At 62.0% G+C, this 13,065-nt stretch carries 15 protein-coding genes; 3 read left to right on the top strand and 12 right to left on the bottom strand.

Annotation, left to right across the window (positions count from 1 at the left end):
- Window positions 1–308: 308 nt before the first annotated feature.
- Window positions 309–1,523 (top strand): NAD(P)/FAD-dependent oxidoreductase, encoded by a 1,215-nt coding sequence (locus tag ABIE49_RS10515; protein ID WP_192738046.1) that lies wholly within the window; start codon window positions 309–311, stop codon window positions 1,521–1,523.
- Between the two features lie 180 nt (window positions 1,524–1,703).
- Here the strand turns inward: ABIE49_RS10515 and ABIE49_RS10510 are convergent, their stop codons facing one another.
- Window positions 1,704–3,368, bottom strand: a complete 1,665-nt coding sequence (locus ABIE49_RS10510; RefSeq protein ID WP_192738045.1) for a thiamine pyrophosphate-binding protein — start codon at window positions 3,366–3,368, stop codon at window positions 1,704–1,706.
- Between the two features lie 149 nt (window positions 3,369–3,517).
- On the opposite strand from ABIE49_RS10510, the gene ABIE49_RS10505 reads away from it, so the two are divergent.
- On the top strand, window positions 3,518–3,772 hold the full coding sequence (locus ABIE49_RS10505; RefSeq protein ID WP_192738044.1) for a hypothetical protein: 255 nt from the start codon (window positions 3,518–3,520) through the stop codon (window positions 3,770–3,772).
- 197 nt (window positions 3,773–3,969) lie between these two features.
- On the opposite strand, the gene ABIE49_RS10500 is transcribed toward ABIE49_RS10505, so the two are convergent.
- The 9 genes from ABIE49_RS10500 to ABIE49_RS10460 all read right to left on the bottom strand — a co-directional run bounded on the left by ABIE49_RS10500 (window position 3,970) and on the right by ABIE49_RS10460 (window position 10,863).
- Entirely contained in the window at window positions 3,970–4,305 is a 336-nt protein-coding gene (locus tag ABIE49_RS10500; RefSeq protein WP_354066748.1) for a nuclear transport factor 2 family protein, read from the bottom strand.
- Window positions 4,306–4,347: 42 nt separating this feature from the next.
- Window positions 4,348–4,905, bottom strand: a complete 558-nt coding sequence (locus ABIE49_RS10495; RefSeq protein WP_192738043.1) for a hypothetical protein — start codon at window positions 4,903–4,905, stop codon at window positions 4,348–4,350.
- A 19-nt stretch (window positions 4,906–4,924) separates the two neighbouring features.
- Window positions 4,925–6,514 carry a tetratricopeptide repeat protein gene (locus tag ABIE49_RS10490; RefSeq protein ID WP_192738042.1) on the bottom strand — a complete coding sequence of 530 codons (1,590 nt, stop codon included), beginning with the start codon at window positions 6,512–6,514 and terminating at the stop codon, window positions 4,925–4,927.
- A 152-nt stretch (window positions 6,515–6,666) separates the two neighbouring features.
- Window positions 6,667–7,653: an ABC transporter substrate-binding protein gene (locus ABIE49_RS10485; protein ID WP_192738041.1), complete on the bottom strand. Its 987-nt coding sequence runs from the start codon at window positions 7,651–7,653 to the stop codon at window positions 6,667–6,669.
- A 171-nt stretch (window positions 7,654–7,824) separates the two neighbouring features.
- A complete protein-coding gene (locus ABIE49_RS10480) occupies window positions 7,825–8,298 on the bottom strand; it encodes a lytic transglycosylase domain-containing protein (protein ID WP_354066747.1) in 474 nt (157 codons plus the stop codon).
- Between the two features lie 272 nt (window positions 8,299–8,570).
- Window positions 8,571–9,056: a hypothetical protein gene (locus ABIE49_RS10475; RefSeq protein ID WP_192738039.1), complete on the bottom strand. Its 486-nt coding sequence runs from the start codon at window positions 9,054–9,056 to the stop codon at window positions 8,571–8,573.
- 204 nt (window positions 9,057–9,260) lie between these two features.
- The gene (locus ABIE49_RS10470; protein ID WP_210337409.1) at window positions 9,261–9,848 is read right to left on the bottom strand and encodes a hypothetical protein; all 588 of its coding nucleotides are present in this window, start codon (window positions 9,846–9,848) and stop codon (window positions 9,261–9,263) included.
- A gap of 367 nt (window positions 9,849–10,215) precedes the next feature.
- Window positions 10,216–10,635 carry a hypothetical protein gene (locus tag ABIE49_RS10465; RefSeq protein ID WP_249133168.1) on the bottom strand — a complete coding sequence of 140 codons (420 nt, stop codon included), beginning with the start codon at window positions 10,633–10,635 and terminating at the stop codon, window positions 10,216–10,218.
- A gap of 6 nt (window positions 10,636–10,641) precedes the next feature.
- The gene (locus ABIE49_RS10460; RefSeq protein WP_192738037.1) at window positions 10,642–10,863 is read right to left on the bottom strand and encodes a hypothetical protein; all 222 of its coding nucleotides are present in this window, start codon (window positions 10,861–10,863) and stop codon (window positions 10,642–10,644) included.
- Window positions 10,864–11,234: 371 nt separating this feature from the next.
- Here ABIE49_RS10460 and ABIE49_RS10455 point away from each other — a divergent pair, with 371 nt between their 5' ends.
- The gene (locus tag ABIE49_RS10455) at window positions 11,235–11,867 is read left to right on the top strand and encodes a LysE family translocator (RefSeq protein WP_192738036.1); all 633 of its coding nucleotides are present in this window, start codon (window positions 11,235–11,237) and stop codon (window positions 11,865–11,867) included.
- Between the two features lie 91 nt (window positions 11,868–11,958).
- Here ABIE49_RS10455 and ABIE49_RS10450 read toward each other — a convergent pair whose 3' ends face one another.
- Both ABIE49_RS10450 and ABIE49_RS10445 read right to left on the bottom strand, forming a co-directional pair.
- Window positions 11,959–12,558 carry an NADPH-dependent F420 reductase gene (locus ABIE49_RS10450; RefSeq protein WP_192738035.1) on the bottom strand — a complete coding sequence of 200 codons (600 nt, stop codon included), beginning with the start codon at window positions 12,556–12,558 and terminating at the stop codon, window positions 11,959–11,961.
- A gap of 55 nt (window positions 12,559–12,613) precedes the next feature.
- Window positions 12,614–13,060, bottom strand: coding sequence for an ester cyclase (locus tag ABIE49_RS10445; protein WP_192738034.1), 447 nt, complete (start codon window positions 13,058–13,060; stop codon window positions 12,614–12,616).
- Window positions 13,061–13,065 lie beyond the last annotated feature (5 nt).

Below are 13,065 nucleotides of genomic sequence, written 5' to 3'. Positions count from 1 at the left end.
CGAGAATGTGCCGGTGATTTGGGTCGAAGGAAAGGGAAATATTTTTGATTATCGGAAATTTTGTGCTTGACACGATTTCCGCAAATCAGAACTGATTTGCCCGTCGGGTTAATTTGTCGCAGTCCGTCGTCATTGCCAGCCGCCAGGCGCGCAAATGCGCGTCCGATGATAAACTCGACGTACGTACCGCCTGGTGAGCGAAGATGGTGGGTTACGCTACGCTAACCCACCCTACGCGATCTGCCTCAACACACTTGATTCCGCTTCTCTCACACGATTAGCTCCCGTTGGCCGTTCGGGAAAATCAGATGCCGCGCATTGTTGTCCTTGGTGCTGGATTTGCGGGGCTGTGGGCCGCCCTGGGTGCTGCGCGCAAGCGTGACGAGATCGGCGCGGCGGCGGCGGATGTTGAGATACTCGTCGTCGACCGCAACCCCTACCACAACATCAGGGTTCGCAATTACGAGGTCGACATCAGCGAGGCGGCGATACCGCTTGCCGAACTGCTCGACCCGGTTGGCGTCGATCACAGGGTTGCCGAGGTGAGGGCGGTCGATCCCGCCCGGCAGCAGGTGAGCGTCACCACGAATAGCGGCAGCGAGGTCATTGCATACGATCGGCTGGTGCTGACGCTCGGCAGCCAGCTCGCGCGCCCGGCGATACCGGGGCTGGCGGCCTGCGGTTTTGACGTGGATAGCTATGCGGCGGCCGTCCGGCTCGAGGCGCACCTCGCCGCATTGGGCGGGCAGGCGGATGCCGAAGGCCGCGCCACGGTGGTCATCGTCGGCGCCGGCTTTACCGGCATCGAAGTCGCGACGGAGATGCCGGGCAAGCTTGAAAAGGCAGGCCTCACCGGCGAGCGACGGATTATTCTCGTCGATCCCAACCCCGTTGTGGGCGTGACGCTCGGAGAACAAGCGCGCCCGATCGTCGGTGAAGCGCTGGCGGCGCTCGGTGTGGAAACGCGGCTCAATGCGAGGGGCACGGCGATCGATGCGAATACCGTCACGCTGAACTCCGGCGAAGTCATCCCGGCGCGGACGGTGGTGTGGTGCGGAGGGATGAGGGCAAGCCCGGTGGCGCAAACGATTGATGTCGAGCGCGATCGGCTTGGTCGCCTCCACGTGGATCAGTTCATGCGTCTCACCGGTGCGACAAACATCTTTGCCGCCGGCGATGTGGCTTCCTGCGTCGTGGACGGCGAACATGCCACCGTGATGTCCTGCCAGTTCGCACGGCCGATGGGCCGCTTTGCCGGAAACAACGTTGTCGCTGACTTGCTCGGGCAACCGATGCTTGCCCTTGACATCGATTGGTATGTCACCGTGCTCGATCTCGGCGCCTGGGGCGCGCTGCACACCGTCGGATGGGATCGCCAGCTGCATGCTTCCGGCGCCGCCGCCAAGGCGACCAAGCAAATTATCAACCGGCAGCGGATCTATCCGCCGCGGACAGGTGTGCGCGCGGATATTCTCGCTGCTGCCGCGCCGACGGTGCAGAAGCCGCCGGCCGCGCAGCGATAAGAGCTTGCCGGCCCCCTAAGTCTGACAAGGCGCTCAAGGAAATAGCGGCATATTCCGAACGTCGTCATGCCCGGCCTTGTGCCGGGCATCCACGTCTTGCTTTCCATCAAACAAGGAAGACGTGGATGGCCGGGACAAGCCCGGCCATGACGTGAATCATTTGCAGGCAGTTATGCCCCGTCACCGCTTTCCTTCGATCGCGATCTCGACGAGATAAGGCCGATTTCCCGCAATGGCACGCTCCATGACCGCGGCGATGTCGCCGGCCATTTCGACCCTGATGCCTTCGACGCCCATGCCGGCCGCCAGATGCACAAAATCGAGGTCCGGTCCCGTCAGGTCCATCTGCTGATAGGGATGCTGCGTTCCCGCCTCGAAATTCTGTCGCCAGACGTCGACGTTGTGCTTGAGGATGCGATATTGCCGGTTTGAAAGAATGACGAACACGATCGCGAGCTTGTGGTGGGCCGCGGTCCATAGCGCCTGAATGCTGTACATCGCCGAGCCGTCGCCGGAGACGGCGACCACCGGGCGATCCGGCATCGCGACCTTTACCCCGATCGCGCCGGAAAATCCCTGACCGATGCCGCCGCCGCGCCCGCCGAAATAATCACCGAAGCCGCGATAATCGAACGACCGCGCCAGGTCGAGACTGGCGGTGATGCTTTCGTCCACGATGACGACATTGTCAGGCAGCCCCCGCCGGAGCTCGGCCGTCACCCGCGCCATCGAGCTCGGCTCGCGGTTCCAGGCCTTCTCCAGCCGCGCCCGGTGCGCCTCCCGATCGCGGGCGCTCAACTCGGCGAGCGCCTGGTTGCGGCGCTCTGCGGCGAGCTTGAATTCGGCGCTTTGCCGCGCGCTCATAATCTTCGCCAGTGAGGCGATGCTGGCCGCCATGTCGCCGACGATGCCGCCATCGAGGCGGTGATTGAACGCCAGACGTTCGGGCGATTCCTCGATCTGGACGACGACGGCGGCGCCCGGGAAATGGCTGCCTTCCGCATACCAGATGTCCTCGAAAAACGGACCTCCCAGCAGCAGGACGAGATCGGTATCCGACAGGGCTTTGCGAACCTGCGCGGCGTCGGCCGGGAGCGATTGGCGATAGTTCGGATGGCTGGTGGGAAACGGCGCATGGGCGCGCAGCCCCTCGAACCAAACCGGCGCGCCGATCGCCTCCGCCAGCGCGACCAGCGCTTGAGAGGCCCCTGATCGGGCCACGTCATCGCCGGCAACGATGGTGGGCCGCTCTGATTTCAGGAGAAGCGAGGCCAGTTCCTCGATCCCTGCGGGGTCCGCTTGTGGCGAGCGCCACAATTTATCTGGTGCAATCGCCTCGATATTGGTTTCCTGCTCCAGCACGTTGATCGGAAGCGAGACGAAGACGGGTCCCCTGGGCGCATCGGTCGCGACCTTGAAGGCGCGGCGCAGCACGGGCGCGAGCTCATCGGCGCGCTCGACCTGCACGCTCCATTTGGTGACCGGTGCCGCCATGGCGACGAGGTCGTGGCCCAGCACCGGGTTGGCCAGCCGCATGCGCGTGTCCTGCTGGCCGGCGGTCACGACGAGGGGCGAATTGGCCTTGAGCGCGCCGTAGATCGCGCCGATGGCATTGCCGAGCCCGGGAGCTACGTGGAGATTGGCCACAGCCGCGCGGCCGGTGGCCTGCGCATGGAAACTCGCCGCGCCGACCGCCACGCCCTCATGGAGGGTCATGATATATTCGATCTGCGGATAGCTCACCAGACTGTCCAGCAACGGCGTTTCTGTCGTTCCGGGATTGCCGAAGATGTGGCTCACGCCGTTCGACACCAGCGAATCCATCACTACACGCCGTCCGCGCATTATCTGCTCCCTCGTTTTTTTGGACGATAACACGCAGGCAGCATCGTGAGCGAGCTCCCGGGCGCGCATGTGGGTTCCTCCTGGCGCGCTTGTTTTTGGAACTAACCTGGGTCAGGCTGGTTTCGTTTTCTCAACTGGAGAACGCACCGATGAAGCTGTTCGTGACGGCGTTCGCTGCTGCGCTTGTCAGCAGCACCTTTGCGCTTGCCGACACCCCCGTGACACCGGCCGAGGCCGAGAAGATCAAGGCTGTCCTGGAAGGCCTTGGCTGCACGGGCGGCAAGATGGAAAAGGAAACCGAGGCCAGCAGCTATTTTGAAGTCGATGACGCCAAATGCAGGGATGGGCAGTACGACATCAAGCTCGACAAGGACTTCAAGCTGATCGCAATGATCCGCGACTGAGCCAGGGCCTGTTCCGCAGCGCGTCGGATGGGTGGAGCCAACGGGTCGCGCGAACGCGCGCCCGATGACAGGCTCCGCGATACCCATCAATAGCAGCCCGCGGGTAAGTGATGGGTTTCGCTTCGCTCTACCCATCCTACGTACTGTTCGTCGCGCGTCAGCTCACTCCACGATTTTCCAGTACGAGTCCTTGCGGATCACCTTGCCATCGCGGAACGTATAGAAGTCACAACCGTGGACTTCCTTTCGCGCGCCCTCGCGGGTGGTGCCGTGAGGGTCCATTTCGAGATGCCGGTGTCGGCAGCCGCATCCACAAAATGGGCATCGTTGCCGTAATGGACATCGGGCAAGCCTTCAAAGCGCGTCGCCAGCGCTGCCCGTACATTCCGCTTGCCCTCGAAACGGGAGCCCCAGGGGCTGCTTCCCCTCGGCATCTCCAGCACGCAATCGTCAGAAAAACATGCCATGATGCGATCGAGATCGTGCGCGTTGAAGGCTTCACACAGCTCCTTCAGTGCGGCGCGAATGTCCATTTACCGTCTCCATCCCGTTTGACAGTCCTGCCTGCACACGCATCAGAGGCCAAGCGTGACCTCGGCCCAGCGCATCACCCTCTCGCCGTTGAGGAATTCGATCACGCTGGGCTCGGTCGCCGCCGGCCGGTCGTGGCCGAGCACGGCGGTTGCGGCGATCATGTCGCAGCGTTCGTTGAAGACGACCGATATCGCCGTTTTGCCGGGCGGATTGCGCGCGTTGAGCGCGTAGGCGCGGCTGCGGCCCTTCATCCACGCAATGTTGACCGGACGGCCCGCGCCGAGCGGCGCAACGTCGCCGACGAGGACAAGATCTCCCATGCGGTCCAGATCTTCGTCGTCGGCGACGCCGGTCGTGCAATTGCAGAACCCGATCTTGGCACGCAGATAGAGGCTCACCTCGGCGCCGCAGTCGGCCGCCTTGCAGCGGAACGCCTTGCCCTTTCCCCACTGATCGATCGGGAAGGGCCAGGCCACCTCGGTCCAAACAGGCGCGGTCGCAGTCGCGGCGGCGTGCCGTGGCAGACCGAACCACGCCAACGCCGCCGCGAGTACGCACCCCAGCGAGGCTGCTGCGACGGCGATAGCTACCCTTCTCATTGCACCACCGTTCTGATCGCTAGTTGCTGGCGAGATAGGTCTTTGCCGCCGCTACCTCGCGCCGCTCCGTGTCGGCGCTCGCCGCGAGCGCCATGAGTTGCTGATAGTTCTGTCGCGCCGCCGCCTTGTCACCGAGCGTGTCGGCGGCCTTGGCTGCACCGGCGTAGCCATGGAAGCGGTTCGGCTCCTTGGCCTTGGTGGCCTCGAACGCCGCAAGCGCCTCCTTGGTCATGCCGCGATCGAGCAGCATGAAGCCGTAGAGTTCGCGCGCCGGCGCCAGCGGACCCGGCGTGACCACATGCTTCTCGGTCAGGTCCTCGGCGTCCGCTGCCGCACTCATGGCCTTGAGAGCCTCGTCGTACTTGCCCTCCGCGTGCAGCACCCAGGCAACGGCGACCTGATGCTGGATGTCGACGATCTGCGACCAGTAATTATCCTTGGCGTCGCGCAATTTGTCGCGCAGTTCCGCGAGCTTCTGGACATCGGCCTTGGCCGCTTCCGGCTTGCCGGAGCGCGCCGCGCCGAGCGCGCGTGCGAAATGCGAGATCGCCATCGCGTAGTTCAGGCCGCTCGGCCTGACCGATAGTTGCGAGGCCGCGTCCCAGTCGCCGCGGTCGATCGCATAACGGGCCGGCGAGGCCGCCAGCGCGTAGTCGGCTGCCGCGACCGTCACCTTGAAGTCGGTCTCCTTGACCATGTCGTCTATGACGGCGCGCGCCTGCTGGTCCTGGGCGAGCTGAAGATGGGCATAAACCATGTAATCCTGCGCGTGCAGGTAATTGCCCACTGACTTCTCGGACTTCGCGGCTTTCACGGAGGCGGCGTTGGAGGCGATCGATTCCTTCCAATAGCCGACGCGGGTGTAGATGTGCGACGGCATGTGCTGCGCGTGCGGCGCGGCCGGCGCGATCTTGGCGTAGCGGTTGGCGGCGTCGAGGCCTTTTTGCGCAGTCGCCGGATAGTCGTAGAGGTGGATCAGGTAGTGCGTCACGCCCGGATGCTGCGGCAGCCGGACCGACATCGGCTCCAGGATCGCGGCGCCCTTGGTCTGCTGGGCGTAGGTCTTGTCCTTCAAGTCCGCCGACGTGTTGAGCGTGATGGCGTAGGCAATCTGGGCCTCGTCATCTTCAGGATATTTCGCTGCGATGTCGGCCTGTTTGTCGCGCAGCGCGCGCATGCGCTGGGCGTGGGGGATCGTTTCGTGGTCCGCGTACATCACCATCATCGCATCGATGTAGTCGCGTTCGCGCTCGGTCTTGGCTCCGATCTCCCTGGCTTTGGTGATCGCGGCGAGGCCGGGCGCAAGATTCGGCCGCGGAATTGCGGCGTGCGGATTGTCCATCATCGTGAGCGCGATGCCCCAATAGGCCATGGCGCATGACGGATCAGCCTTGATGGCCTCCTCGAAGATCTCCTTGGCATTGGTGTACCAGAACGAGTGCTGATAGCGCATCGCGCGATCGAAGCGACGCTGCGCAACATCGTTGCAGGAGGTTTTGAAGTTCACGTTACCGAGCTGCTGATCGACGTCGTCTTGCGCGGCGACCAGCGGCTGAGACGTAGAAAGCATAAGAGCCGCGACGGCGACACCGAATGGAGACTTCCGCATGGATTTCCTCCCTCTGGCTCATCTATGGATGGCATTATACGACTTTCGCTCCTTTGCCGTAACCACTTTGCCGTAACCACCGCATCATGGCAGTGCAATTGACCTTTCGGGCAATTAGCTTGGATGCGGTCTCGGAAAGACGCTTCTGGAGTTCACTCGATCAGCTGATCCGCGAGCACAAGGATTGTGGACGGGAACGCCAGCCCGAGCGTCCGCGCAACCCTGACATTGGCGATCAGCTCGAACCTCGTCGGCAACTGGATCGGCATCTCCGCCGGTTTCTGGCCCTTGAGAATGTTGTCGACATAGCCCGCCGCGCGACGGAACAGGTCGGCGAGATCGGCGCCATAGCTGAAAAGCGCGCCGGCCCGCGCGATTTCGGCATGTTCGCCGATCACGGCAATGCGCAGGTCTGCCGCGATCCGGCAGATGTCCGCCATCATGGCCACCGTCAGGAAATCGCGGATGACGATCATGGCCGTGCCGCCATCGTCGGCGAGCTTCCTGATCTGCTCGGTGAGTTGCACGGCGGACGGCGCACTGAGCCCGAGGCGTACCGGCTCGATACCGGCGCTCCTCGCATCCGCCATGGTCTGCGAGCCCCAGGCGCTGAAGGTGGGATCGGTGGCGTTGTGCATCACTCCGAGTTTCTTCAGGCCGGGCAGGATCTCCTTCAGCATTTCGATGCGCTTGGCCGAAATCTCCTCGCCGAACGCCGAGAAGCCGGTCACGGTGCCGCCGGGCCGGGCCAGACTCTGGAACAGTTCGGGATCGCTCTGCACCGCCGGCAACGCCACCGCGACCACGGGAATATTCGTCTTGCGCACGATGGCCCGCGCCGCGGCCTGGCCCGGCGAAAGAAATACGTTCACCGGCAGAGCCACCAGCTCGTCGATCATGGCGTGGCCTCGCGCGACGTCGCCGTTGGCGCTGCGCGCATTGACGATGATGGTGCGTCCTTCGACGTGGCCGAGCCCGACCAGCGCCTTGCGAAAAGCGCCGACCGTCACGTCGTCGACGTCGGCATTGGCAAATCCGACAAAGCCCACGATCGGAATGCGCTGCTGCTGTGCGCGCGCTGCCAGCGGCCAAGAGGCCGCCACGCCGCCGACCAGCCGGATGAACTCGCGTCGCTTCATGGCCGGCCCCGCGCTCGACACTATCACCCGATGGTAAGCGCTTTTCGGCAGAGGTCCAAGTGCGGCGGCCGGAGCTCCGCGTTGGCTCACAAGCTGATTTGGAGGCGAGGTCCGCACTGCGAGGCGGTCGTTCCATGACGGCGAATGGCCGGATCTCGGCAATAGGGTGATTTAGATGCCGCGCATCTTGTGATCGGCCCAGTTCTTGAGATCGCGTACCGTCAGTACCTCAAGGAACGGGTTTGCCTTGACAAGTTTTTGGCGGGTGGTTCGGCCGGTCGAGTCAGCGGCGGCCATGACGGATGCGGCGTCGGCATGTTCGGCGCCGGACAGCAGAGCGACGGCGCCGGCCGGTCCGGCAAAATAGGCCAGATAAAGCGAACCTGATGTGAGGGGCAGACCGCGTTTATTCAGTGTCCGGGCATATTGCTCCAGCAGCCGCGCAATGATCTCTCGCGTAAGTTCGGCGTCCTGCCGCAGCTCCAGCAGTTCCTTGTCGCCGCGGCCCTTGATCAGATCGCGGCGATGTTTTCGGATGGCTTCGAGCCAGGTGTCATCGAGAAATTGACCGGCGCCTGTGGCGCTGGACAGCTTGTTCTTCTTATTCGCAACTCCCGCCGATTCGACTTTGATGATGCGCTCCACCAGAGCCTTGACGTCGATTGAATCGATTGTCTGCCGGTTTGAATGAGCACTGCGATAGATGTAGGGACCTGCGATTGCGGCCAACGCAATCGCCACCGTTAACACGATGGCGACGATTGCCATGTTGAACGAATCTCGCGAACTGTCAGGCGCGCCCCGCTCGTCGGGGCGAGGCGGCCTGATTTCGGCCGCGCGCGCAACGCCCGGAGATCTACCAGCGATGTCGGCCGGTTCGGCACCGGCCAACGCGACATTGCACGAGGGCCATTGCGCTAGGTCTGGCATCGGGAGGGCAAGTTCAATGCTTGAAGCAGGCCATCGAAAGCATTCGGACGACACGGCCTGGCCTCGCCCATTGGCTTCGGCCGGGCCATCCTTGCAGCCTTGTTGGGATTTGTGGATTGCTGCCTGGGTTTGTCAGGCTCCGCGTATTTGGGTCCAGGTCGCAACTTCCCGGCAACCTGCTTGTTGCCGCCTGTACTCCCAACAGTGCCCGGATTGTTTTCTGGAGTTAAGGCCGCGGTCGCATCCTGCGGCGGTGTTGGTTCGACGGATGAGATCGGCTGAACCGGTGCTTCATGTTGCAAACGGTGGACTTCGCGCCGATCAGCCGTCTCCAGGGTGTCGCCTGATACACTGATGCCGATAGTCAATTGCTCGAACCGATCTGGCGCACTTGTCTTCGTGCGTCGCGGTGTCCCCAGCTCCATGATGGTCAGTGCGCTGAGGCCAACAACGATGAGACCTGCCCTCATCATGATCTACTCTTCTAGGACGAAGATGCTTGCCCCGAGCCGGGGGAAATAATCTGCCCAACGTCGCAGAACGATTTCTAGGATCCAATGCGGCGGGTTAGCGGCAGAACTGACTTGCGCGCAGCAGCGGTGAAGTAAGTATGACAACAGGGTTAATGCACCGCGCGCTTAACCACTCCGTCTCACTGACTGCAGACCCGCTGAGGCTCAATGAAGGTTGAACAGCTCTCTCACCAGCTGCCCGGAAATGAGGTTCGCGAACGACAATTTGGTAGGCGGTGCGACCGGCGCCGGGCTGCTACTCGCGGCCACCGGCGTGTTGGTTTGCGTATGGGGCGATGACGGATGTTTGGCTGCAGCCTCCTTCACCAGCCTCTTCGTGGCCTTTGGTTTGCTTTTTTCCGCGGCAGTAACCAACGCGTGAGAAGTTATCGGCGCGTATGATTGTGCTTGCGGGGGCGGCTCGTCCGGCATGGCATCGACGGGCGCGGGCGGCGGAACGATCGTCGGAAGGTTGGTGTCGATGACGATCCGTTCCGGCGGCTGCTGCAGAGAAGCGATCCGGATGACCGGCCTGTTAACCTCGTCACCGGCCGGCTCGGCCAAAGGTTGCGGAAAGAACCAGTTGGCCACGAACAGCAACACGAGCAACGATGCGCCGACCCAGGCTATGTATCGTCCGAGAGGCATAACCATCTCCGCCACAGAACCTGACGGAGAGCAAACGCCGTAATTCCTGACAGTCCGTAACTGAACGTGGTTACTGCCGGAATTGCTGTTGCTGAGTTCGATCACGAACTTCCGTGATCTACTCGGTGTAGATTTGATGGGAGTTCGGCAGGTCCGGGAATTGACTGCCTGCTACCGATGAACCGGCATACGCGCATACCGCGATGACGAGCGCCCTGATGATCGTGAACATTTGCTGCCTCTTGCTGTTGGAGGCAGCCTAGATCGGATTCGTTTCGGACGGCTTAGGGAAGGTGGTTTTCACGTCCTTGACCGAGTTGGTAAACAGTCTGCTTGTATCATTTTCCGTAGAGACGCCGCCGGCGCAGCCCGTGCTGCACCGCATCAGGACCGCCAGCGCTTCACCTGCCAGTTGCAGCGCAGCGGACCTCGGCCCCTTAGACGCGCCAAGTCTGTTCAATGCCAGATCTTTTTAATGCCAAGTCGGCCTGAACGATTTAGCCACCGCCAGCGCTGCCCACTCGTCGGTCTCCAAAGCAATTTTCTGTGCGAGCATGACGTCGCCGGGCACCAGCGGCTGGTTTGGCACAAAACACCAACCGGCTTTCGGGCGCCCATATTGGTCAAGTTCATGAATATTTGTCGCGGTGCCATAGCAGATCCGGTATCGCTTGCCGGTCTGGCAGCCCGTGACTTCGAAATACCCGTATTTGTTGAACTGAACCAATTGTTCAGGCGATAGCCACGCTTGCAGCAACCTTATGCCGCGCACCTCCCTTTGAGGGCAGCCCAATTCCCGATATTGAGCCCGCAGCAATTGCCAGCGGTTGGCGCTATCCGCCAGCAATTGCCTGATGTTACGGACCGCATTCCGTAGCGTTGTCTGCAACATGAGACGCTAACCGCCGACCAGCCTTGGATAAAACAGGGTTTCTTCGGCTTTCGGATCGAACCTGCGGGTTATCGTCGGATCGCCAGAGGAAGTTCTGATTGCCGCTGTGAAGCCGGCGCCTGTGAGCTGTTCGAAGCGCTTTTCCGCTTCGAGCAATGCCTTCGCGTCGTTCGCATCAAACTCATGGCGGGTATCGCCGGTGTGGTCCATCACGATTTGGGTTGCCATTGCAAACACTCCTTGGGGTTCGCACCATCAGCAAATCTGCAATGGCAGAAGTTCCGAAAAGTTCCAAAGGCTCGCCAAAATACAATTGTCGCCCGCCCGTGGCCCAAAAAAGGGCGATTCATTTTCGAAATGCGGGCAGGATGCAATTTTCCGCCACGCTGGCCGAAATTGCACACATTCCGAACGGGGGCAGGGCCGCTCAGGGTAATTCGCGTCGCTTTTGGTACAATTAAGGTCTGGGTGGGCGGCTACCCAACTGCTAATGAAATGGGCCTGCCACCATCATAGCCATCACCGGCCGGCACACCCGACAGGGTGTCGCCTAACCTCACTACGCACGATCAATCTCACCACGCATATGGATGCGAACAATGACCTTGACGACCTACTTGCTGTACCTGGCCGCCGTGGCCGTGTTGGTGCTGTCACCCGGCCCAACCATGCTCACCTGCATGACGACGGCGCTGAACGAAGGCAAGTCGGGCGCGATGGCAGCTGCGGTTGGCAGCATCAGCGCGGTTCTCGGCGTCATGGCGCTTTCGGCGCTGGGCCTCGGTGCATTGCTCGCGGCATCGGAGCTTGCCTTCACCGTGGTCAAGGTGATCGGGGCGATCTATCTCATCTGGCTCGGCATCAAGACGTTCGGCAACAACGCTGAAGCCGTCGATATCAAGAGCGCTCCAGCGGACAGCGGCCGGCGCTTGCGCACGCATTATGTCAGGGGCCTCCTGGTCGGGTCCAGCAATCCCAAGGCCATCCTGTTCTTTACCGCGTTCTTCCCGCAGTTCCTCAATCCGGCCGAACCGTTCGCGCCGCAATATGCCATCCTCGCCCTCACATTCATCGCATGCGAATTCACTGTGCTGGCGATGTGCGCCTTCGGCGTTTCCGCGATCGCCCCCGTCCTGCGCTCCAGCTGGCACATGCGCTGGATCAACAGGGTGACCGGGGGACTGTTCGCAACGATGGGCGGCCTGTTGTTGTTCAGCCGCCGTCACGCCTGACAACGGACCGGAAGGATTGCCCGCCTGGGGGCCGCCAGTTCGGCGTCGATCACCATTGGCCCGCGTTGGGGCGCTTGCGAATAGCGGACCTTCAGGCGAGCTTGATGAGATTTTGATTTGGCAATGGACCGCCTGGAAATTGCGCAAGCTTGCCACCGACGGCGAGCGAACCAAGATCGATGCCGACGAAGCCGATTCTCTCGATAAGCGCCGCCACCTCCGCCTTCGCGGCGCTGTCGTTGCCGGAATAAAACAGCACGCGCCGTCCTCCGCCCGATCGCGGATCCGCAGCAAGCATTTCAGCACGGAGATGATTGAACGCCTTGACGACGCGTGCTCCGGGTACGAGATCGGCGACGAGCTCGCTCGATACCTGGCCCTTCAGGTCTACGGGCTTGAACAACGGCGCCTCGATCGGATTGTTGGCGTCGATGAGAATGCGCCCGGACCATTCAGGCAGGCCCGTCAGCGCCGCCGACAGCTTCGTCCAGTTGACAGCGACGAAGACGATATCGGCGCGTGCGGCTTCCTCGCGCGATCCGGCCTTGATCGATGGTCCAACTTCCCGGACGAGTTCACTCAGCGACTCCGCGCCACGGCTGTTGGAGATTGTCGCCTCGATGCCTGTGCGAGCCAGCACCCGCGCAAAGGCTGCGCCGATGGCGCCTGAACCGATGATGCCAATTGACATGGAATGTTCCTTTCAGGGTCGTATGTGCAGGGTCGTATTTGATTGACGAACGGGATCAGGACCGGGCCGCCGTTGCGGGCGGCCACGCGCCGAGTTGCTGCATGAGCGAGAAGAGATTGGCTACGCCCCAGTGATCGGTGATTTTTCCGTCACGCACACGCATGACGTCTACGGTCTCGAATTGAATCTTGCGGCCCGTCGGCGCCAGGCCAAAGAATTCTCCCTGATGCGTCCCGTGATAGGTTTTGTAGGTCGTCACACGATCTCCATCGGCAATCTGCCAATGGACGTCGGCGTGAAAGTCGGGAAACGCAGCCCGGAGGATTTTGTAGAGCTGCCGCGCACCACCTTTATCGGGCGTGCGTCCCGGCTGCGGCGTGTGATCAAGGAAGTTGTCGGCGAAGAGTTCTTCGAACACTTCGAAATTCCCGCCGCCCTGTACCTCTTCGGTGTTGCGGCGGATGACGGCCTTGGCGGCTTCGCTGATGTCGTTGGTGGTCATGACTT

The organism is Bradyrhizobium sp. OAE829 (genome assembly GCF_040546575.1).
In the GTDB taxonomy this organism is placed as follows: domain Bacteria; phylum Pseudomonadota; class Alphaproteobacteria; order Rhizobiales; family Xanthobacteraceae; genus Bradyrhizobium.
The sequence above is the reverse complement of the archived record's forward strand: the minus strand, read 5'-3'. Positions and strand labels throughout refer to the sequence as shown.